General features: G+C 70.9%; 1 protein-coding gene. It reads right to left on the reverse strand.

Going from position 1 to position 23,000, the window contains the following annotated elements; all coding sequences use genetic code 11:
* A partial coding sequence (locus NNI01S_RS27440) for a non-ribosomal peptide synthase/polyketide synthase (RefSeq protein ID WP_157114997.1) occupies window positions 1-22,633 on the reverse strand: 22,633 nt, incomplete at its 3' end.
* Between the last annotated feature and the right edge of the window lie 367 nt (window positions 22,634-23,000).

Raw genomic sequence — 23,000 nt, forward strand, 5'->3', positions numbered from 1 at the left:
GCAGCGGCGCACGACGATCGGCGTCGGTGACCGGAGCCTCCGACAGCCCCTTCAGGTCGAGCAGATCGATGCGCACCTGCGCGGTGTCGATGTCCAGATCGCTGCCGGAGGTCAGCACACACACCGGATCGGCGGTGCCGAGGATGTATTCGGTGCGCTCGGCCGGGTGATCCGGATCCAGCGGCACGTACGAGCCACCGGCCACGGCCACGGCGTACATGCCGACCACCAGATCGATCGAGCGCCGCATGCCCAGCGCCACATACGATTCCGCGCCCACGCCACGCGCGATCAGCCAGCGCGCCAGCTGATTCACCCGCCAGGAGAACTCCGCGTAGGACAGACTTGTCCCCTCGAACGTGATCGCGGTCGCGTCCGGAGTGCGTTCCACCTGGTCGTAGAACATCGACACCAGGGTCGCGCCGGTGTCCACCGGGTGCGCGGTGTCGTTCCAGCCCGACACCACCAGCTCGCGCTCGGCGGCATCCAGCAGCGCGATGTCACCGACCACCGCGTCGGGCTCCGCGGTGATCGCGGTGAGCACCCGGACCAGGCGGTCGGCGATGCGGCGCACCGTCTGCTCGTCGAACAGGTCGCGCAGGTAGCCCGCGCGCACCCGCAGCCGTGAATCCAGCTGCGCGATCAGGGTCAGCGGGTAGTGCGTGGCGTCGGCCGCGTCCAGGCCGACCACGGCCATGCCGTCGATGTCCGCGGCCTGCGCCTGCAAGCCCGCGGCGTCGACCGGGTAGGACTCGAACACCACCAGGGTGTCGAACAGGCCGCCGATGCCCGCGACCGACTGGATGTCGGCCAGACCCACGTAGTGGTGGTCGAGCAGATCGGCCTGCTCGCCCTGGGTGCGGACCAGCAGCTCGCGCACCGGCTCCGACGGATCGAAACGCACGCGCACCGGCACGGTGTTGATGAACAGGCCGACCATCGCCTCCACGCCGGACAGCTGCGCGGGACGACCGGAGACGGTGGTGCCGAACAGCACATCGTCGCGGCTGGTCATCCGGCCGACGAGGATGCCCCACGCCGTCTGCAGCACCGTGTTCGGGGTGACGCCGAGCGAGCCCGCCAGCGCGGTCAGCCGCGCGGTGGTCGCCTCGTCCAGCTCGAAGAAGTACTCGCCGGACAACGAGGTGATCTCACGACCGGCGTCCGGCCGCGCCAGCAGGGTCGGCTCGCCGACGCCGCGCAGCGCGTGCGCCCACGCGGCCAGCGACGCCGCGTGATCCTGCTGCCGGGTCCAGTCCAGGAAGTGCCGGTAGGAGCGCACCGCGGGCAATGCCGAGGCATCCGCGTGGGCGGCGTAGAGCACCAGCAGATCCCGCATGAGCAGCGGCATCGACCAGCCGTCGAGCAGGATGTGGTGGTTGGACACCACGAACTGCCAGCGGTCGGGCGCGACCCGGATCAGCGTGAAGCGGATCAGCGGCGGCGCGGCCAGGTCGAACCGGCGCATGCGGTCGGCCTCGATCAGGTCCTCGGCCGAACCGGATTCGATCCGGTCGTGCTCGGACCACGCCACCCGGACGCCCTCCAGCACGATCTGCACCGGGTTGCCGTCGTGGTCGCTGACGAACGCGGTGCGCAGGTTCTCGTAGCGGTCCACCAGAGCCTGTGCGGCCGAGCGCAACCGGGCGGCGTCCACCCGGCCGGTGAGCGTCAGCACCGCCTGCGCGGTGTACACGTCCACCGAGGTCGCCGCGAGGCGGGCGTGGAACAGCAGACCGGCCTGCAGCGCCGACAGCGGCCAGACATCGGCCAGCGCCGGGTAGCGCCGCTCCCAGGCGTCGATATCGAGCTGGGTGCTGCGCACCAGCGCGAAGTCCGACGGGGTGTGCCCGCCCGCGCCGGCCGAATTGGCGTGCCGCGCCACCGCTTCCAGCGCCGCGGTCCACAGCTCGCCGAACTCGCGCACCTCGGCTTCCGACAGCAGCGTCGACGGGTAGCCGATGTTCGCGGTCAGCTTGTCGCCCACCACGATCGCGTTCACGTCCAGCGGCGCCATCGCGGGCATGTCCGCGTCGTAGGCGCCGCCCAGCGCGCCGAGCTCCGGCGCGGGGATCCAGCCGAAGCCGCGCAGCGACTCCGGCACGTCACCCTCGGAGATGCGGCCGAGGTAGTTGAAGCTCACCTGGCCGGGCAGTTCGCGCGGCAGTTCGGCGGCGGTCTCGGCGTTCAGGTAGCGCAGCAAGCCGTAGCCGATGCCCTTGTCCGGCACCGAGAGCAACTGCTCCTTGACCGCCTTGACGGCCGCGCCCAACGCGGGCCCGCCGGTGAACGCGGCGTCGACATCGATACCCGCCAAGTCGAACCGGACGGGGTAGATCGCGGTGAACCAGCCGACGGTGCGCGACAGATCCGCACCCGCCACCACGTCTTCCTCGCGGCCGTGACCCTCCAGGCGGATCAGCAGCGAATCCTCGCCACGGGCGGCCACCCGCCGCGCCCGCCACTTCGCGGTGGCCAGCGCCAGCGCGGTGAGCAGGCCGTCGTTCACACCGCCGTGGAACAGCGCCGGAACCGTGGTGAGCAGGGCCTTGGTGACCTCGGCGGACACCTCGACCTGATGCTTTTCGATGACGCCCGAGGTGTCGACCTCGGGATCCATCGCACGCTGGGTCAGCAGCGGATCGGCCGCGGCGACCACCGAACGCCAGTAGTCCAGTTCGGCCACCCGCTCGGGGCTCGCGGCTTCGCGCTCCAGCGCGTGCGCCCACGCCCGCATCGACGTGGCCGGGGCGACCAGCTCGGGCGTCTGCCCGGCGGTGCGCTGTCCCCACGCCGTCACGAAGTCCGGCACCAGGATGCGCCACGAGACGCCATCCACCACCAGGTGGTGGGCGACGACGATCAGGCGTCCGGCGCGCTCGGTGGAATCGGGTTCCAGCCAGACGAACCGGATGACCACGCCCGCCGCCGGATCGAGCCGGTCCAGCGACTCGTCCAGCGCGGCCGAGGCGATCTCGGTCAACTCGGCGTCGGTGACGTCCGCGGCGAACTCGGTGCGGTCGATCAGCGCGTCCACTTCGACCGTGCCCGGCGCGGCGGTCTCGACGACCCAGTCGTCGCCGTCGCGGCGCAGACTCGCGCGCAGCATGTCGTGGCGATCGATGACCGCGCCCACCGTCGCGGCGATGCCCGCCCGGTCGATGCCGACCGGCAGTTCCAGCGCCAGCGTCTGGTTGAACCGGCCGAAGGAGCCGCGCCGCTCGGCCATGAAGCGCACCACCGGCGTCAACGGCATGACGCCGATGCCGCCGCCCGGCGGTTCGGCCAGCGTCGTGGCCGACGCCTCGGCCGCCTCCGTGGTCTCGGCGACCGAGGCCAGCCCGGCGACGGTGCGCTGCTCGAAGACGTGCCGCGGCGTGAACACCACACCGCGCGCCTTGGCCCGCGAGACCAGCTGGATGGAGACGATGCTGTCGCCGCCGAGCGCGAAGAAGGAGTCGTCCACGCCGACCCGCTCCACACCCAGCACCTCGGCGAACACCTCGGCGATGGTCTGCTCGATCGGGGTGCGCGCCGCGCGGAACACGACCTCGGTCGCGAACACCGGCTCCGGCAGCGCCTTGCGGTCCAGCTTGCCCACCGGGGTGAGCGGCACGTGGTCGATCACCATGATCGACGAGGGCACCATGTAGGCGGGCAGGCGGTCCTCGACGTGTGCCGTCAGCGCGGGCACATCGATCGAGTGACCCTGCGCGGCGACGACGTACGACACCAGCGACACCGCGCCCGCGGCGCTCTTGTGGCCGACCGTGACGGCGAAGTCGACGGTCTCGTGCGCGGCGAGCGCGGCGTCGATCTCACCGAGCTCGATGCGGAAGCCGCGGACCTTCACCTGGAAGTCGGAGCGGCCGACGTATTCCACCTCGCCGGTGCGGGTCCAGCGGACCACGTCACCGGTGCGGTACATCCGCGCACCCGGCACAGACGGGTTGGCGACGAACCGCTCCGCCGACAGCCCCGGCCGCGCGTGGTAACCGCGCGCCAGCTGGACGCCCGACAGATACAGTTCACCCGCGACACCCACCGGAACGGGCCTGAGCTGGGCATCCAGGATCAGCGACTGCATGCCGCGGGTCGGGCCACCGATGGTGACCCGGTCGCCCGGCGTGAGCGCGTCGCTGATGTTGGTCATGATCGTGGTCTCGGTCGGGCCGTAACCGTTGTGGAAGCGGCGGCCCGAACCATCCGGCGCGCCACCCCATTTGGTGACCAGATCGGCGGGCACGGCCTCACCACCGGCCACGATCACCCGCATACCGGCCAGGGCGGCCGAATCCAGCGAGGCGAGCACCGACGGGGTGATGAACGCGTGCGTGACCCGCTCGGCGCGGATCAGCTCGGACAGCTCCTCGCCGCCGTACACGCCGGGCGGGCAGACCACCAGGGCGCCGCCGCGACCGATGGCCAGCAGGAATTCCAGGATCGAGGCGTCGAAGCTGGGCGAGGCGAAATGCAATGCGCGCGTGTCGGAGTCGACGTCATACCGGGCGTTCTGCTCGTCGCGGAAGTTGGCCAGACCGGCGTGGGTGACCACGACGCCCTTGGGCACACCGGTGGAACCGGAGGTGTAGATGACGTACGCGGGGTGCTCCGGCCGCACCGGGCGCACCCGGTCGGCGTCGGTGACCGCGGCGGCGTCGAACCCGTCGAGATCCAGTTCGTCGAGCACCAGCCATTCGACCGACTCCGGCAGCTCGGCGCGCACCGACGCCACGGTCAGGCCGATCGGGGATCCCGAGTCGGTGACCATGTGCGCGATGCGGTCGGCGGGGTAGGTCGGGTCGATCGGCACGAACGCGCCGCCGGACTTGGACACCGCCCACTCGGCGAAATACGACTCGTCCGACCGCGGCACGGCGACCGCCACCAGATCCTCGGTGCCGATGCCGCGCTCGATCAGCAAGCGGGCCAGGCGGTTCGACCGCGCGTCCAACTCGCCGTAGGACACGCTTCTGCCCTGGAACACCACGGCGGGCGCCTCGGGATCGATGGCGGCGGCCTCGGCGATCAGGTCCGGCAGCGTCCGCGCCGGTGTGGCGGGTGCGCCGGTGCGCGCGACCAGGTCGGCCCGCTCGGCGGCGTCGAGCACGTCGATCGCGCCGACGGTCACCGACGCGTCGGCCGCCACCGCCGCGAGCACGCGCTCCCAGCGGTCCACGATGGCCGCCGCGGTCGCCTCGTCGAACAGGTCGGTGGCATAGGTCAGCGCCAAAGCCATGGCGCCGGAACCGGTTTCACCGCGCTCGGCGAGGGTGAACTGCAGATCGAAGCGCGCGACGTTCTCTTCCAGGTCCAGCGCGGACACCGAAAGGCCCGGCAGTTCCAGGGTGGTGCGTTCCAGGTTCTGGAAGGCCAGCATCACCTGGAACAGCGGGTTGCGGGCCTGCGAGCGCTCCGGCGCGAGCAGTTCCACCAGCCGCTCGAACGGCACGTCGGCGTTGCCGTAGGCGTCCAGGTCGGTGCGGCGCACGCGGTCGAGCAGACCGGCGAACGACTCGCCCGGCTCGATGCCCGTCCGCAGCACCAGCGTGTTGACGAACATGCCGACCAGGTCGTCGAGCGCGGCCTCGCCGCGGCCCGCGATCGGGGTGCCCACCGCGACATCGTCACTGCCGGACAACCGCGCCAGCAGCACCGCCAGCGCGCCGTGCATCACCATGAACAGCGACGCGCCGCGCTGCCGCGCGACCTCCTCCAGCGCCGCGACCAGATCACCGGACAGCTCGCGGTGCAGCGTCGCGCCGCGATGCGAGGCGACGGCCGGACGCGGGCGGTCGGTGGGCAGAGCCAGCTCGTCGGGGATGTCGTCCAGCGCGCGCCGCCAGTAGGCGACCTGCTTCGCCAGCAGCGAGTCCTGGTCCTCCTCGGACCCGAGGATCTCGCGCTGCCAGACCGCGAAGTCGGCGTACTGCACCGCCAGCGGCGCCCAGCCGGGAGCGCTACCGGTGCTGCGCGCGGTGTAGGCGGCCATCACGTCGCGGGTCAGCGGGCCCATCGAGAAGCCGTCGGCCGCGATGTGGTGCACCACCACGACGAGCACATGCTCGTCCGGGCCGGCCGCGTACAGCCGGGTGCGCAGTGGAACCTGTTCGGCCACATCGAATCCGGTGGTGACGAACTCGGTCACCGTCTCGATCAGCCGCGCCGGGTCGACCGCCACGGGATGCAGGTCCAGGGCGATGTCCTCGGCGGGCACGATCACCTGGACCGGGGTGCCGCCGTGCTCGGGGTAGCGGGTGCGCAGCGATTCGTGCCTGCGCACCACGTCGGCCACCGCCAGCCGCAGCGCCTCGACATCCAGCGCGCCGGTGAGCCTGATGGCGATCGGCAGGTTGTAGGCCGCCGACGCGGTGTCGTACTTGTTCAGGAACCACATGCGCTGCTGCGCGAACGACAGCGGCACCAGTTCGCCCGCCGCCCGCTCGCGGGCGACCAGCCGGGCGCGGGCGGCGCCGTCTGCGTGCGATTCCACTCGCGCGGCGAGCGCTTCCACCGTGGACGCCTCGAACAGGGTGCGCACGGCGACGGTCGTGCCCAGCGCGGCGCCGATGCGGGCGACCACCCGGGTCGCGATCAGCGAGTTGCCGCCGAGGTCGAAGAAGTCGTCGTCCACGCCGACCCGTTCCAGGCCGAGCACGTCGGCGAACACCGCGGCCACGGTTTCCTGCACCGGAGTGACCGGCGCGCGGAAGGCGCGCGCCTGTGCGGTCGGGGCGGGCAGCGCACGGCGGTCCAGCTTTCCGTTGACGGTCAGCGGGATCCACTCCAGCCGCACCACGGCCGAGGGCACCATGTAGGCGGGCAGTTGCGCGGCCGCGCCGTCGCGGACCGCGTCGAGCACGGGTTCGGCGCCCGGCTCGGACACCACGTAGGCGACGATCCGCTGATCGCCGGGCTGGTCCTCGCGCACGATGACCGTGGCCTGGGCGATGCCGGGCTGGGCGAGGATCGCGGACTCGATCTCGCCGAGTTCGATGCGGAAGCCGCGCACCTTGACCTGGTCGTCGGCGCGGCCGAGGTATTCCAGCTCGCCGAAGCGGTTCCAGCGCGCCAGGTCGCCGGAGCGGTACAGCCGCCCGCCGGGCGTCTCGCCCATCGGGTCGGCGACGAATCGGGTCGCCGACAGATCGGGACGACCCAGGTAGCCGCGCGCCAATTGCGGTCCGGCCACGTACATCTCGCCCGCGACGCCGACCGGCACCGGGCGCAGCCTGCTGTCGAGCACGTACACCCGCAGCCCGGCGATGGCGCGGCCGACCACGCTGCCGGAGGCGGCGGCGATGGTCGCGGCGTCCAGCGCGCGGTAGGACACGTGCACCGTGGTCTCGGTGATGCCGTACATGTTGACCAGCAGCGGCCCGGTGGTCGCGCCGGTGCCGTCGCCGTGGCGAGCCACCCATTCCGACAGCCTGCGCAGCTCCAGCGCCTCACCGCCGAACACCACGTAGCGCAGCGCCAGCGGTGCGGCGCCGGGCGTGGCGTTGCGGTCGGCCTCGGCCAGCTGGTAGAACGCCGACGGGGTCTGGTTGAGCACCGTGACGCGTTCGGCGCGCAGCAGTTCCAGGAACTGCTCGGGCGAGCGCGAGGTGTAGTAGTCGACCACGACGAGGGTGCCGCCGAACAGCAGCGGACCCCACAGCTCCCACACCGAGAAGTCGAAGGCGTAGCTGTGGAACAAGGTCCACACGTCGTCGGGGCCGAAACCGAAGTCGCGGTCGGTGTTCGCGAACAGCCGCACCACATTCCGGTGCGCGACCGCGACGCCCTTCGGACGGCCGGTCGAGCCGGAGGTGTAGATCACGTACGCGACGTTGTCCGGGGTGAGCGCGGAATTGCGGTCGGCGTCGGTGATCGGGGCGTCGTCGGCGTCCTCGACGTTGCCGGTCTCCACCGCGAACCCGTCCAGCACGACGGCGGGCAGCCCGGCGGGCACCTCGACCTGCACCGTGGAGTCGAGCACCACGCTGGTGGGCCGGGAATCGGCGAGCACGTAGGCGATGCGCTCGGCCGGATAGGTCGGGTCCACCGGCACGTATCCCGCGCCGGTCTTCACCACGGCCAGCAACGCGACCACGAGGTCCAGCGAGCGCGGCAGGATCACCGCGACCAGCGTCTCCGGGCCCGCGCCGTCGCTGATCAGCCTGCGCGCCAGCACATTCGCGCGCCGGTCCAGCTCGGCGTAGGTCAGCGTCTCCACACCGAAGCGCGCCGCCACCCGGTTCGGGTGCGCGGCCACCGCCGCGTCGAACAACCCGACCAGCGTGATGCCCGGATCGGCGAACAAGCCCGCGACGCTCTGCGCGCCGGAGGACACCCAGCGCTGCGAGACGTCCAGCCGCTCGCCCTCGCCGAGCAGATCGATGTCACCGATGGCGACCTGCGGATCCTCGGCCACACCGCGCAGGATGCGCACGAAACGGTCGGCGAACGCGGCCACCGTCTCCGAATCGAACAGTTCGGTGGCGTAGTTCCACGACAGCGTCAGCCCGCCGTCGGCGGCCTCGCCCACGGTGAGCTGCACGTCGAATTTCGCGGTGCCCGGGTCGAAGTCGACGGCGGCGACCTCGAGGCCGCCGGGCAGCGCGACGGCGCCGAGCGCGGCCGCCGAGGCGGCCTCGAAGGTCAGCGCGACCTGGAACAGCGGGTGATGCGCTTGTGAGCGCACCGGGCTGAGCACGTCCACCAGACGTTCGAACGGTACGTCGGCGTTGGCGAACGCGGCCAGATCGGTGCGGCGCACCTGCTCGAGCAGCTCGGCGAACCCGCCGCCCGGATCGACCTCGCTGCGCAGCACCAGCGTGTTGACGAACATGCCGACGACGTCGTCGAGCGCGCGTTCGCCGCGGCCCGCGATCGGCGTGCCGATCGCGACGTCGGTGCTACCCGACAACCGGCCCGCCCACACCGCCAGCGCGGCGTGCACCACCATGAACAGCGTCACGCCACGGGCGCGCGCCAGCTCCGCGAGCGCCTCGTGCACCTGCGCGTCGACCGAGAAGTCGTGCGTGCCACCGGCGTTGGAGGCGATCTCCGGGCGGGGGCGGTCGGCGGGCAGCTCGATCTGGTCGGGCAGGTCACGCAGTTGCTCGGTCCAGTAGGCGATCTGCCGGGCCGCCACCGAGTCCGGATCGGTTTCGCTGCCGAGCACCTCGCGCTGCCACAGCGCGTAGTCGGCGTACTGCACCTCGAGCGGGGCCCAGGACGGCGTCTCGCCGCGGGCGCGCTCGGTGTAGGCGAGCACGACGTCGCGCAGCAGCGGCCGCAGCGAGAATCCGTCCGCGCTGATGTGGTGCATGACCAGCACCGCCACGTGGTCGGTCGCCGACAGCGACAGCAGGCTCGCCCGGAACCCGATCTCGGCGGTCACGTCGAAACCGGCGCTCGCCAGCTCCACGATCCGCGCGGGCAGTTCCTTGGCCGTGACCGGCTCGGCGACCAGGTCGAAGGAGACCTCGCCCACCGGCAGCACACGCTGGTAGCCGGTGCCCTCCACCTCGGGGTAGACCGTGCGCAGCGCCTCGTGCCGGGCGAGCACGTCACCGACGGCCGCGCCGAGCGCGGCGACGTCGAGTGCACCGGTCAGCCGCAGCGCGACCGGGATGTTGTTCACCGCGGTGCGGTTGTCGAACCGGTTGAGGAACCACATCCGCTGCTGGGCGAGCGAGAGCGGCACCAGCTCGGGGCGCTCCTGCGCGACCAGCGGCGTCCGGCCACCCTGTCCGGCGGCCGATTCCACCTTCGCCGCCAGCGCCGCGACGGTGGACGCCTCGAACAGCACTCGCACCGGAACCTGCGTGTTCAGCGCTTCGCCCAGCCGCGCCGCCACCTGCGTGGCGACCAGCGAGTTGCCGCCCAGCTCGAAGAAGTCGTCGTCGAGGCCGACCCGCTCCACGCCGAGCACTTCGGCGAAGGTCTCGGCCACGATCTCCTGCACCGGCGTGGCGGGCGCGCGGAACACCTTGGCCTCGAACACCGGTTCCGGCAGCGCCTTGCGGTCCAGCTTGCCGGAGGCGTTCAGCGGGAACTCCTCCAGCACCACATACGCCGCGGGCACCATGTATCCCGGTAGCCGCGCACCGAGTTCGGCCTTGACCGACTCGACGTCCACCACCCGATCCGGGTCCGTCACCAGGTACGCGACCAGCTGGTCACCGGTCCGCTCGTCGGCGCGCACCACGACCACCGCCTGCGCCACCGAGTCCAGCGCCGTGAGCGCCGACTCGATCTCGCCCAGCTCGATGCGCAGACCGCGCACCTTCACCTGGAAGTCGGTGCGGCCCAGGTACTCCAGCTCACCGTCTTCGGTCCAGGCCACCAGATCGCCGGTGCGGTACATCCGCTCGGCGTCGCCGAACGGGTTGGCGACGAATCGTTCGGTGGTCAGGTCTGGGCGGCCCACGTAACCGTGCGCCAGCTGCGCGCCCGCGAGGTACAGCTCGCCGGGCACGCCGACCGGCACCGGCCGCAGTCGTGAATCCAGCACGTACACCTGCGTGTTGAACACCGGAGCGCCGATCGGCACCGACACCGTGTCGGCCTCGGTCACCTCGTGGAAGGTGACGTCGACCGCGGCCTCGGTCGGACCGTAGAGGTTGTGCAGCCGCGCGCCGGTCAGCTCGCGCAGCTTCTGCGCGGTCACCGCGGGCAGTGCCTCACCGGAGGCGAAAACATTGCGCAGGCTGGCGCATTCGGCCGCGCGCTCCTCGGCGACGAACACCGACAGCATCGACGGCACGAAATGCACCGTGGTGACCTGCTCGTCGACGATCAGGCGCGCCAGGTACGCGGGATCGCGATGCCCGTCCGGCTTCGCGACCACCAGTCGCGCACCGACCTGCAAGGGCCAGAAGAACTCCCACACCGACACGTCGAACGTGGCGGGCGTCTTCTGCAACACCACGTCGTAGGCCGCCAAACCGTATTCGGCGTGCATCCACACCAGACGGTTGACGATCGCCGCGTGCGAGACCGCCACGCCCTTGGGCCGGCCGGTCGAACCGGAGGTGAAGATCACGTACGCGGTGTTGGCCGGACGCAGCGGCTTGTGCCGATCGGCGTCGGTCAGCGGCCCGTCGGAGAACTCCGACAAATCGAGTTCATCGATGCGCACCTGCCGGGAGACCGTGGTCTCCAGGTCGGAACCGGAGGTCAGCACGCACACCGGGCGCGCGGTCTCCAGGATGTAGTCGATGCGCTCGGCCGGGTGATCCGGATCCAGCGGCACGTACGCGCCGCCCGCGGCGTTCACCGCGTACATGCCGACCACCAGGTCGATCGAGCGGCGCATGCCCAGCGCCACATACGATTCCGGGCCGACGCCGTTGACCTTGAGCCAGCGCGCCAGCCGGTGCACCCGGCGGGCGAACTCGGCGTAGGACAGACTTGTCCCCTCGAACGTGACCGCCGGGCTGTCCGGGGTACGCGCGACCTGCGCCTCGAACAGCGAGACCAGGGTCGCGGCGGCGTCGCCCACCGGCGAGGTGAGCGCGGCGTCGACCGGGAATTCGGTGGCGTTCCACCGCTCGATCACCAAGGACCGCTCGGCGTCGTCCAGCAGATCGATGTCGCCGACGGTGACCGACGGCTCGGCGGCCACGCCGCGCAGCACGCGCACGAAGCGCTCGGCGAACGTCCCGGCGAACACGCCGTCGAACAGATCGGTTGCGTAGACGAGCTCGGCGTCCATCGCCGCCTCGCCGCCGGGGACCTCGCTGAGCGTGAGTTGCAGGTCGAACTTCGCCGTCGGCTGGTCGACGCCCAGCTCGGAGACGGTGAGGCCGGGCAGCTCCAGCGCGGTGCGGCCGAGGTTCTGGAACGACAGCATCACCTGGAACAGCGGGTGCCGCGCCTGCGAGCGGGCCGGGTTGAGCACCTCGACCAGCCGCTCGAACGGCACGTCGGCGTGCGCGAACGCCTGCAGGTCGCGCTCGCGGACCCGGGCGAGCAGATCGGCGAACGAGTCACCGGGGTCCACTTCGGCGCGCAGCACCAACGTGTTGACGAACATGCCGACCAGATCGTCGAGCGCCTGCTCGCCGCGGCCGGCCACCGGGATGCCGATGGCGATGTCCTCGGAGCCGCTCAACCGCGCCAGCAGGGCCGCGAACGCGCTGTGCACCACCATGAACAGCGTGCTGCCATGCGTCTGCGCGACCCGGTTCAGATCCTCGATCAGCTCGCCCGGCACGCGGAACCGGTGGGTGCCCGCGCCGTAGGAGGCGACGGCGGGTCGCGGCCGACCGGGCAGGCGCAGCTCGTCGGGCAGCCCGGCCAGCGTCTCGCGCCAGTAGTCGAGCTGCTCGGAGATCAGCGAGGTCGGGTCGTCCTCGGAACCGAGCGTGTCGCGCTGCCACAGCGCGAAATCCACGTACTGCACGGCCAGCGGCGGCCAGCCCGGCTGGGCCGCGGAGGTCCGCGCCACGTAGGCGGTCATCAGGTCGCGCACCAGCGGACGCATGGAGAAGCCGTCGGCCGCGATGTGGTGCACCACGACGACCAGCACATAGTCGTCGTGCCCGAGCCGGTAGGCGCGCAGCCGCACCGGCGGGCGGGTGGTCACGTCGAAGCCGCGCTCGACGAATTCGTAGAGCACGCCGAGCAGCTGACCTTCGGCCACCTCGACCACGTCCAGCTCCGGAATGGCCCTGGCGGCGTTCAGCACCCGCTGGTAGGCGACCCCGTCGCGGGACGGGTAGATCGTGCGCAGCGATTCGTGCCGCGCGACCACGTCGGCGATCGCGCCGCGCAGCGCGTCCAGATCCAGCGCGCCTTCCAGCCGCACCGCGGCCGGGATGTTGTTCGCGGCGGAGTCGGCGTCGAAACGGTTGAGGAACCACATGCGCTGCTGCGCCAGCGACAACGGCGGGTGCTCGGGACGCACCTGTGCCGTGAGCGCCTGGCGCGCACCGCTGCCCGCGTGCGACTCCACCCGCGCGGCCAGCGCGGCCACGGTCGGGGCCTCGAACAGCACGCGCACACCGACCTCGGCGTTCAGCGCCGCGCTGAGGCGGGCGACCACCTGGGTGGCCACCAGCGAGTTGCCGCCGAGCTCGAAGAAGTCGTCGTCCACGCCCACGCGCGGCACACCGAGCAGATCGGCGAAGATCTCCGCGACGATCTCCTCGATCGGCGTCGAGGGGGCGCGGAACACCCTGGCCTCGAACACCGGGGCGGGCAGCGCCTTGCGGTCCAGCTTGCCGGAGGCGTTGACCGGGAACGCGTCCAGCACGACCAGCGCCGCCGGGACCATGTAGCCCGGCAGCGCCGCCGCCAGCGCGGTCTTCACCTCGTCGATATCGACGGCCACATACGGTTCGCAGACCAGGTAACCCACCAGTTGGTCGCCGGCGTGCGCGTCGGAGCGCAGCACGACCACCGACTGCGCGACGCCGGGCTGCGCCAGCAGCGCCGACTCGATCTCGCCCAGCTCGATGCGCAGACCGCGCAGCTTCACCTGGAAGTCGGTGCGGCCCAGGTAGTCCAGCTCACCGGCCGGTGTCCAGGCCACCAGGTCGCCGGTGCGGTACATCCGCTCGCCCGGCGCGCCGTAGGGGTTGGCCACGAACCGGTCGGCGGTCAGATCAGTACGGCCCAGGTAGCCCAGTGCCAGCTGATCGCCCGCGAGATACAGCTCACCCGCGACACCCGGCGCGACCGGGTGCAGGCGACTGTCGAGCACGAAGACGCGGGTGTTCCACACCGGACGTCCGATCGGCACCGACACCGTGTCGGCCTCCGTCGCCTCGTGATACGTCACGTCGACGGCGGCCTCGGTCGGGCCGTACAGGTTGTGCAGGCGCGCGCCGGTCAGCTCGCGCAAACGCTGCGCCGTCTGCGCGGGCAGCGCCTCACCGGAGGCGAAGACCTGCCGCAGCCGCGGCGCGGGCAGGCCGTCGCCGTTCTCGTTGCCCAGCGTGGACACGAACACCGAGAGCATGGACGGCACGAAGTGCGCCGTGGTGATTTCCTTCTCGGCGATGATCCGGGACAGGTACACCGGGTCACGGTGCCCGTCCGGCTTCGCGACGACCAGCCTCGCGCCGGTCTGCAAGGGCCAGAAGAACTCCCACACCGACACGTCGAACGTGGCGGGCGTCTTCTGCAGCACCGCGTCCTGCGAGCCGATCGGGTACGCGTGCTGCATCCACAGCAACCGGTTGACGATCGCGGCATGGCTGACCGCCACACCCTTCGGGCGACCGGTGGAGCCGGAGGTGAAGATCACGTAGGCGGTGTTCTCCGGCCGCAGCGGGCGCGTGCGCTCGGCGTCGGTGATCGGCGCGCCGCTGGTCGCGGCGAAGCCGGGCACGCCCTCGATGCCCTCCACCGACAGCGCGGTCACTTCCGGCTGCGGGTCGAGGCCGAAGCCGTCGGCCGACCGGTACAGGATCATCCGCGGCCGCGCGGTCTCGATGATGTAGTTGATCCGCTCGGCGGGCTGGTCCGGATCCAGCGGCACGTAGGCCGCGCCGGTCTGCACCACCGCGTACATCGCGACGACCAACTCGGTGGACCGCCGCAACGCCAGCGCCACCAGCGATTCCGGGCCGACGCCCGCGCCGATGAGCTGGCGGGCGATACGGTTGGCCCGCTCCTGCAACTGGCGGTAGGTCAGCCGCTCGTCGTCGAAGTCGAGCGCGATCGCGTCGGGCGTGGCCGCCGCCTGGGCGTCGAACAGCGAGACCAGTGTCGCGACCTGGTCCACCGGGTGCGCGGTGTCGTTCCAGTCGATCAGCACCCGCGCGCGTTCCTCGGACGCGAGCAGGTCGATGTCGCCGATCGGGACATCGGGATCGGCGGTCACGACCGCGAGGATGCGGTCCAGGCGGCGGGCGAACGCCGCGACGGTCGGCTCGTCGAAAAGATCCAGCGCGTAGGAGAACTCGGCCGACATGCCCGCCGAGTCACCCTGCTCGTCCTGGGTCTCCGAGAGGGTCAGCTGCAGGTCGAACTTGGCCAGCCGCGCGTCGTAGTCGATGCCGTTGACCGAGAGACCGGGCAGCTCCAGGCTGGCCTGCCGGGTGTTCTGGAAGGTGAGCATCACCTGGAACAGCGGGTGCCGCGCCTGCGAGCGGGCGGGGTTGAGCACCTCGACCAGCCGCTCGAACGGCACGTCGGCGTGCGCGAACGCGTGCAGGTCGGTCTCGCGGGAGCGGGCGAGCAGGTCGGCGAAGGTCATCGCGCCGTCCACCTCGGTACGCAGCACCAGGGTGTTGACGAACATGCCGATCAGGTCGTCCAGCGCGGCCTCACCGCGGCCGGCGACCGGGGTGCCGATGGCGATGTCGCTGGTGCCGCTGGCCCGTGCCAGCAGGACCGCCAGCGCGCTGTGCAGCACCATGAACAGCGAGGCGTTGTGCCTGCGGCCCAGTTCGATCAAGGCGCGCTGGGTCTCGCCGGAGATCACGAACGGGTAGGTGCCGCCACGGTAGGAGGCGACCGCCGGGCGCGGCCGGTCCGACGGCAGCGTCAATTCGTCGGGCAGATCGGCCAGTTCGCGCGTCCAGTAGCGGATCTGGCTGGCGATCAGCGAACTCGGGTCGTCCTCGGAGCCGAGCACCTCGCGCTGCCACAGCGCGTAGTCGGCGTACTGCACCGGCAGCGCCGACCACGCGGGCGCCTCCCACGACGTGCGCGCGGCGTAGGCCACCATGACGTCGCGGGCCAGCGGTCCCATCGACCAGCCGTCGGCGGAGATGTGGTGCACCACCATGCCGAGCACGTACTCGGTCTCGCTGATCTCGAACAACCGGGCGTGCAGCGGCACTTCGTTCGTCACGTCGAACGCCATCGAGGCCAGCTCGACCAGGTGATCGATCAGGTTGTGCTCGGTCACCGGCACCGGGGTCAGGTCCGGCACGATCTGCGCGGCGTCCAGCACCACCTGCACCGGGCCGGTCTTCGTCTCCGGGAACACCGTCCGCAACGACTCGTGCCGGTCGATCACGTCGATGACCGCGACCTGCAACGCGGCGATGTCCAGATCACCGGACAACCGGATCGCGACCGGGATGTTGTTGACCGCCGAGGAGGTGTCGAACCGGTTGAGGAACCACATGCGCTGCTGCGCCAGCGACAGCGGCACCTGTTCCGGACGCTGCCGGGCCACCAGCGCCTTGCGCGCGCCGTCACCGGCGTGCGACTCCACCCGCGCGGCCAGCGCCGCCACGGTGGACGCTTCGAACAGCATGCGCACCGGCACCCTGGTGTCCAGGGCGATACCGAGGCGGGAGGCCACCTGGGTGGCGATCAGCGAGTTGCCGCCCAGCTCGAAGAAGTCGTCGTCCACGCCGACGCGGGAGATGCCGAGCACCTCACCGAAGATCTGCGCGACGATCTCCTCGATCGGCGTTGTCGGAGCGCGGAATTCGCGCACCTCGAACACCGGGGCGGGCAGCGCCTTGCGGTCCAGCTTGCCGGAGGCGTTGAGCGGGAACGCCTCGAGCACCATGATCGCCGAGGGCACCATGTAGGCGGGCAGCGTGCGGTGCAGGGCGTTCTTGATGCTGTCGATGTCGACCGGGCCACCGGTGCTGACCACGTAGGCGACCAGCTGATCGCCCGCGACGGTGTCCATCACCAGCACGACGGCCTGGTTGACGGCCGGGTGGTCGAGCAGGGCGGTCTCGATCTCGCCGAGCTCGATGCGCTGGCCGCGGAACTTCACCTGGAAGTCGGTGCGGCCGATGTACTCCAGCACGCCCGCGCTGCCCACTTCGGGATCGCGCGGCTGCACCCAGCGCACCAGGTCGCCGGTGCGGTACAGGCGGGCGCCGGGCGGGCCGAACGGGTCGGCGACGAAGCGCTCGGCGGACAGGTCCGGGCGGCCGTGGTAGCCGCGGGCGGTCTGCACGCCGCCGAGGTACAGCTCACCGGGCACGCCGACCGGAACGGGCGCGAGGCCCTCGTCCAGCACGTAGGTCTGCGCGTTCCACACCGGGCGGCCGATCGGCACCGACGTGGGCGCTATCCCGTTGACGTGCCAGGCCGTGGCGTGCACGGTGAACTCGGTGGGGCCGTACAGGTTGTGCACCGCGGCGGTGGAGAACTGCCGGAACGCGGTGACGGTCGTCGGCGGCAGCGCCTCACCGGCGACGAGAACCGTACGCAGCGAAGCGCATTCGGCCGTGGACGCGGACCCGGCGAACACCGAGAGCATGGACGGCACGAACGAGGTCATGGTGACCCGGTGCCGCCCGATGATCTCCGACAGGTAGATCGGATCACGGTGGCCGTCGGGCGCGGCGATCAGCATGCGGGCGCCGACGGCCAGCGTGCCGAACAACTCCCACACCGACACGTCGAAGGTGACCGGCGTCTTCTGCAGGATCACATCCGCCGGGCCGATCCGGTATTCGGCGGTGATCCACGCGATCTGGTTGACGACCGATGCGTGACTGACCGCGACGCCCTTGGGGCGGCCGGTGGAGCCGGAGGTGTAGAGCACGTACGCGGTGTTCGCGGCGCGCAGCGGGGCGCGGCGCTCGGCGTCGGTGACGGGCTCGTCACCGAATTCGCTCAGGTCCAGGGTGTCCAGCGTCAGCACCGGGATGTCCGCGGCGGTGACGTCGTCCGTGGTGGTGGTGAGCACGCACACCGGTGACGAGCTGTCGAGCACGTATTCGGTGCGCTCGGCCGGGTGGTCGGGGTCGATCGGCACATAGCCGCCGCCCGCGGTGAGCGTGGCGTAGATCGCCACCAGCATGTCCACCGAGCGGCGGATGCCGACCGCGACCAGCGTCTCCGGGCCGACACCGACGTCGATCAGCTTGCGCGCCAGGCGATTCACCCGCGCGGCGAACTCGGCGTAGGTCAGCTCGACCGGCGCGCCGTACTCCTGCGCGCCGCGCGAGCCGCCGTCGAACACGACCGCCGGGTCGTCCGGCCTGCCCCGCACCTGTTCGGCGAACAGCTCGAGCACGGTGGCGGCGGGCACGTCCCGGCCGGTGTGGTTCCACTCGGTCAGCACCCGGCCGCGCTCGGCCTCGTCGAGGATCTCGATGTCGCGCACGGCCTGGTCCGGCGCGGCGACGGCGGCTTCCAGCACGCGCTGGTAGCGGCGGCCGAACTCGGCGACGGTGGCCGCGTCGAACAGGTCGGTGGCGAAGGAGATGACCGCGCCCATGCCCGCGGGCTCGCCGTTCGCGCCGCGCTCCTCGGTCACCGTCCACTGCAGATCGAACTTGGCGATGTCGACCTCGAGCTCGTCGGCGGTGACCGAGAGCCCCGGCAGTTCCAGGGTCGCGTGCGACATCTCCTGGAACGACAGCATCACCTGGAACAGCGGGTGACGCGCCTGCGAGCGGGTGGGGTTGAGCACCTCGACCAGGCGCTCGAACGGAACGTCCGCGAACGCGAACGCGGCGAGGTCGGTTTCCCTGGTGCGGCCGAGGAATTCGGCGAACGGCTCGCTGCCGTCCACCTCCGAGCGCAGCACGAGGGTGTTGACGAACATGCCGATCAGGTCGTCGAGCGCCTGCTCGCCGCGCCCGGCGACCGGGGTGCCGATGGCGATGTCGCTGGTGCCCGACAACCGGGCCAGCAGCACGGCCAGCGAGGCGTGCATGACCATGAACAGGCTGACGCCTTGGGCGCGGGCCAGCGCGACCAGGCGGCGGTGCAGCTCGGCGTCGATGTCGAAGCTCACCCGGCTGCCGTGGAAGCTCTGCACCGGCGGGCGCGGCCGGTCCGCGGGCAGGTCGAGCTGATCCGGCAGACCGGCCAGCGCCCTGCGCCAGTAGGCGATCTCGCGCGCCGCCATGGACGCCGGATCGGATTCCGCGCCGAGCAGCTCACGCTGCCAGACGCTGAAATCCTGGTACTGCACCGGCAGCGGCGCCCAGCTCGGCGCCTCGCCCGCGGTGCGGGACAGGTAGGCGGCGGCCACGTCGCGCGCCAGCGGGCCGAAGGAGAAGCCGTCGGCCGCGATGTGGTGCACGACGAACGCCACCGCGTAGTCGGCGGCGCCGTTGCCGCGGCCGCCGGTGACCGCGAATACCCGCACCCGGATGGGCAGCTCGGTCGAGACGTCGAAGCCGCGCGCGGCGAATTCGGCCAGCGCGCCGTGCAATTCGGCCTCGTCGATCGGCGCCACCTCGATGCCGAGGTCCACCTGGTCGACCGGAAGCACCTGCTGGTAGCCGCCGTCGCCGGACTCGGGGAAGATCGTGCGCAGCGACTGCTGCCGCTCGACCACGTCCAGCAGCGCCGACTGCAACGCTTCCAAGTCCACCTGGCCGCGCAACCGCACCACGAACGGCAGGTTGTAGGTCGGCACGGTGGGATCGAACTGGTTGATGAACCACATGCGCTGCTGCGCCAGCGACAGCGGCACCCGCTCCGGCAGCTGCTGAGCCACCAGCGGCGGACGTGATTCGCCCACGGCAGCGGCGTTTTCGGCGCGGGCGGCGATACCGGCGACGGTCGGGGTCTCGAACAGCGCGCGCACCCCGATCCGGGTGCCGAACGCGGCGCCGATGCGCGCCACCACCTGGGTGGCGACCAGCGAGTTGCCGCCCAGGTCGAAGAAGTTGTCGTCGATGCCGATGCGGTCCTGGCTGAGCACGTCGGCGAAGATGCCCGCCACGATCTGCTCGGCCTGGGTGCGCGGCGCGCGGAAATCACCCGCGTCGGCGCTGAACACCGGCTCCGGCAGCGCCTTGCGGTCCAGCTTGCCGCTGGTGTTCAGCGGGAAGGCGTCCAGCACCATGATCGACGCGGGCACCATGTAGCTGGGCAGCTGCTCGGCGGCGAACCTGGTCAGCTCCACCGGCTCCACGGTGCGGTCGGGGGCCGGGACCACGTAGGCCACCAGCTGCTGGCCGGTCGCGGTGTCCACCACCAGCACCACGGCCTGGCTGACCGCCGGATGCGCGAGCAGATCGGTCTCGATCTCGCCCAGTTCGATGCGCTGGCCGCGGAACTTCACCTGGAAGTCGGTGCGGCCGATGTATTCCAGCGTGCCCGCTTCGTTCCAGCGCACCAGGTCGCCGGTGCGGTACATCCGCTCACCCGTGCTCGACAGCGGGTTGGCGACGAAGCGGTCCGAGGTCAGGTCGGGACGGCCGCGGTAACCGCGGGCGAGCTGGCGCCCGCCCAGGTACAACTCGCCCGGCGCGCCGATCGCGGCCGGACGCAGCCGCGAATCCAGCACGTAGACCTGGACGTTCCACTCCGGGATACCGATCGGCACGGTCACCGTGTCGGCGGCCGTCGCCTCCCAGTAGGTCACCGAGACGGCGGCCTCGGTCGGGCCGTACAGGTTGTGCAGCCCCGCCGGAGCGGAGCCTGCGGAACGGCCATCGGGCGCAGTGGTGATCTCTCTGAATTTCGCCGCGGTCTCCGGCGGCAGCGCCTCGCCGATCACGAAAACCGCACGCAGCGTGGCGCATTGGGCCGGTGTGGCGTGCGCGACGAACACCGTGAGCATGGACGGGACGAAGTCGGTGACGGTGACTCCGTGCCGGGAGATCATCTCCGCCACGTACAGCGGGTCGCGGTGCCCGTCCGGCGAGGCGATGACCAGCTTCGCGCCCACCATCAGCGGCAGGAAGTACCCCCACAGCGACACGTCGAACGTGGTCGCGGTCTTCTGCAGATACACATCCGCCGCGGTCAGCCGGTACTCATCCAGCATCCACAACTGCTGGTTGACGATCGCGTGGTGGGCGACCGCCACGCCCTTGGGGCGGCCGGTCGAACCCGAGGTGTAGATGACGTAGGCGGTGTTGTCCGGGCGCAGCGGCGCGAGGCGGTCGGCGTCGGTGACCGGATCCGCCGAGTACGCCGAGGTGTCCAGGGTGTCGATCTCCACCCTGCGCACCGATTCCGGCAACTCCAGCTCGTCGGCCGAATGCGTCAGCACGCACACCGGCGCGGCGCTGTCGAGGATGTAGGCGGTGCGCTCGGCCGGATGATCCGGATCGATCGGCACGTACGCGCCACCGGCCTTCAGCACCGCGTGCATGCCGATCACCAGCTCCAGCGAGCGGCGCATGCCCAGCGCGACCAGCGACTCCGGGCCCACGCCGTCGGCGATCAGGAAACGGGCCAGCCGGTTGACCCGCGCGTCGAATTCCGCGTAGGTGAGCGTCGCGCCCTCGAAATCGAGGGCGATGTTGTCCGGCGTCCGCGCCATCTGCGCGTCCAGCAGCGCCGCGAGCGTGGTGTGCGGGACCTCCTGCTCGGAGTCGTTCCACTCCAGCAGCGTCCGCTCGCGCTCGTCGGCGGTGGTGACCGGAAGCCCCCACACCACGGCGTCCGCCTCGGCGGCGAGGAAGCGATCGAAGAACTCCAGGAAGCGGCCGTGGTGGCGGCGCGCCTCGTCCTCGGTGTAGAGGTTCGGGTTGGTCTCGAAGTCGATGTGCGAGCGGGTGCCCGCGACCGACTGGTAGAAGTTGACGCCCAGATCCTCGATGCTGCCGGTGGACAGCACGCTGAGCTGCCCGACCATCGGGCCGAGCACGATCTCGTTCTGGAACAGCATGATGTTGACCCACGGCCCGAAGAACTCCGTGGTCACCACGCCGTCACCGGCCGCGTCGCGGCGGATGTCCTCGTGCCGGTAGCGCTGGTGGCGCAGCGCGCCCGACACCTCGACCTGCACCTGCTTGAGCAGCTCCGACACCGTCGTGTCGTGACCGACGCGCAGCCGCAGCGGCACGATATTCGACGACACACCGCCCGAGCGGCGCATCGCGGCGGTGGTGCGCGCGGTCACCGGCAGGCTGAGGATGACGTCCTCGACGCCGTTCCACTGCGCCAGATACGCGGCGAAACCGGCCAGCAGCAATCCGGCGGGCGAGGAATCGTGCCGTGCGACGGCCGCGTCCAGCAGCGTGTTCTGCTCCTCCGACAGCGCCGCGCTCACCACGCCGTTGATCGCGGCCGGCGGGGCGGAACGGCCGGTCAGGCTGGTGCCCTCCTCCAGGCCCGCCACCCGCTGCGCCCAGTAGTCCTTGTCGGAGACGAAGCGGGAGCTCTCGCGATAGGCGATCTCCTGCTCGTAGAGGGTGTGCAGATCGGTGGCCTTGGACGCGGCGGGTTCGGCGCCGTCGACGTAGGCGGTGTAGAGCTCCGCGATGCGGTTGAGGTTGGTCATCGCGCCGAAACCGTCGAGCGCGATGTGGTGGGCGCGGGAGTACCAGTACCAGTGATCGTCGGCCAGCCGCAGGGCCGCGACCAAGATCAGGCGGTCGTTGATCAGGTCCAGCGGGCGGCTGTACTCCGCGCGCATCCACGCCATCGCCGCGGCCGCCGGATCGGCCTCACCGCGCAGATCGACGTAAACGACCTTGTCGTAATCGGCGATGGAGTGATCGATGAACTGCAGCGGCTCGCCGTCGCGCTCGACGATCCGCAGGAAGCCGGAACCGAGCTCGTGCGAGGCGTCGATGCTGGCGCGCTCGAGCACATCGACATCCAGCTCACCGTGCAGGTCGACGTATTGCGCGATGGTGACCGGCACCTGCGGGTCGACGTGCTGCGCGTACCAGATGCCCAGCTGAGCAGGAGACAGCGGGAAAGCGCCGGACAAGCCGGGCTCAACCCCAGCACCAGCGTCCGCCCGTTCGCCACCAGTTTCGCCGTTGCCGCCGAAATCCAGCCGGTCCAACCGTAACCTCGCTTCCGGAACACCACGCAAGCGCTCCCCGACCACACCCAGAGGGGGCGCGCACCTGTCCGAGCGTGGCGCCTGCGTCTCCGGGTTGAGTTCTCACATCAAATCAGGCAAAAAATGTTCAATTGAACTATCTGTCCAACGTGCCGGGCTTGTTACATGAGCTCGACCGTGCCCAGAACCCACCGACCGGCTCCGCCGGGACCTTCATTGCGAATCACCGGATCAATCTACCGTCGCCTCCGGCAGCCAACCAACCAACGGTTATAGCCGATGAGCATTACCGCTGGCAGGCATGCCGCAAAAGGTTTGCCAGGAGGATGTTGCGGTTCTCACATGAGTCACCGTGGCCCCATACCGG

The organism is Nocardia niwae NBRC 108934 = DSM 45340, assembly GCF_001613465.1.
GTDB classification, from domain to species: Bacteria; Actinomycetota; Actinomycetes; order Mycobacteriales; family Mycobacteriaceae; genus Nocardia; species Nocardia niwae.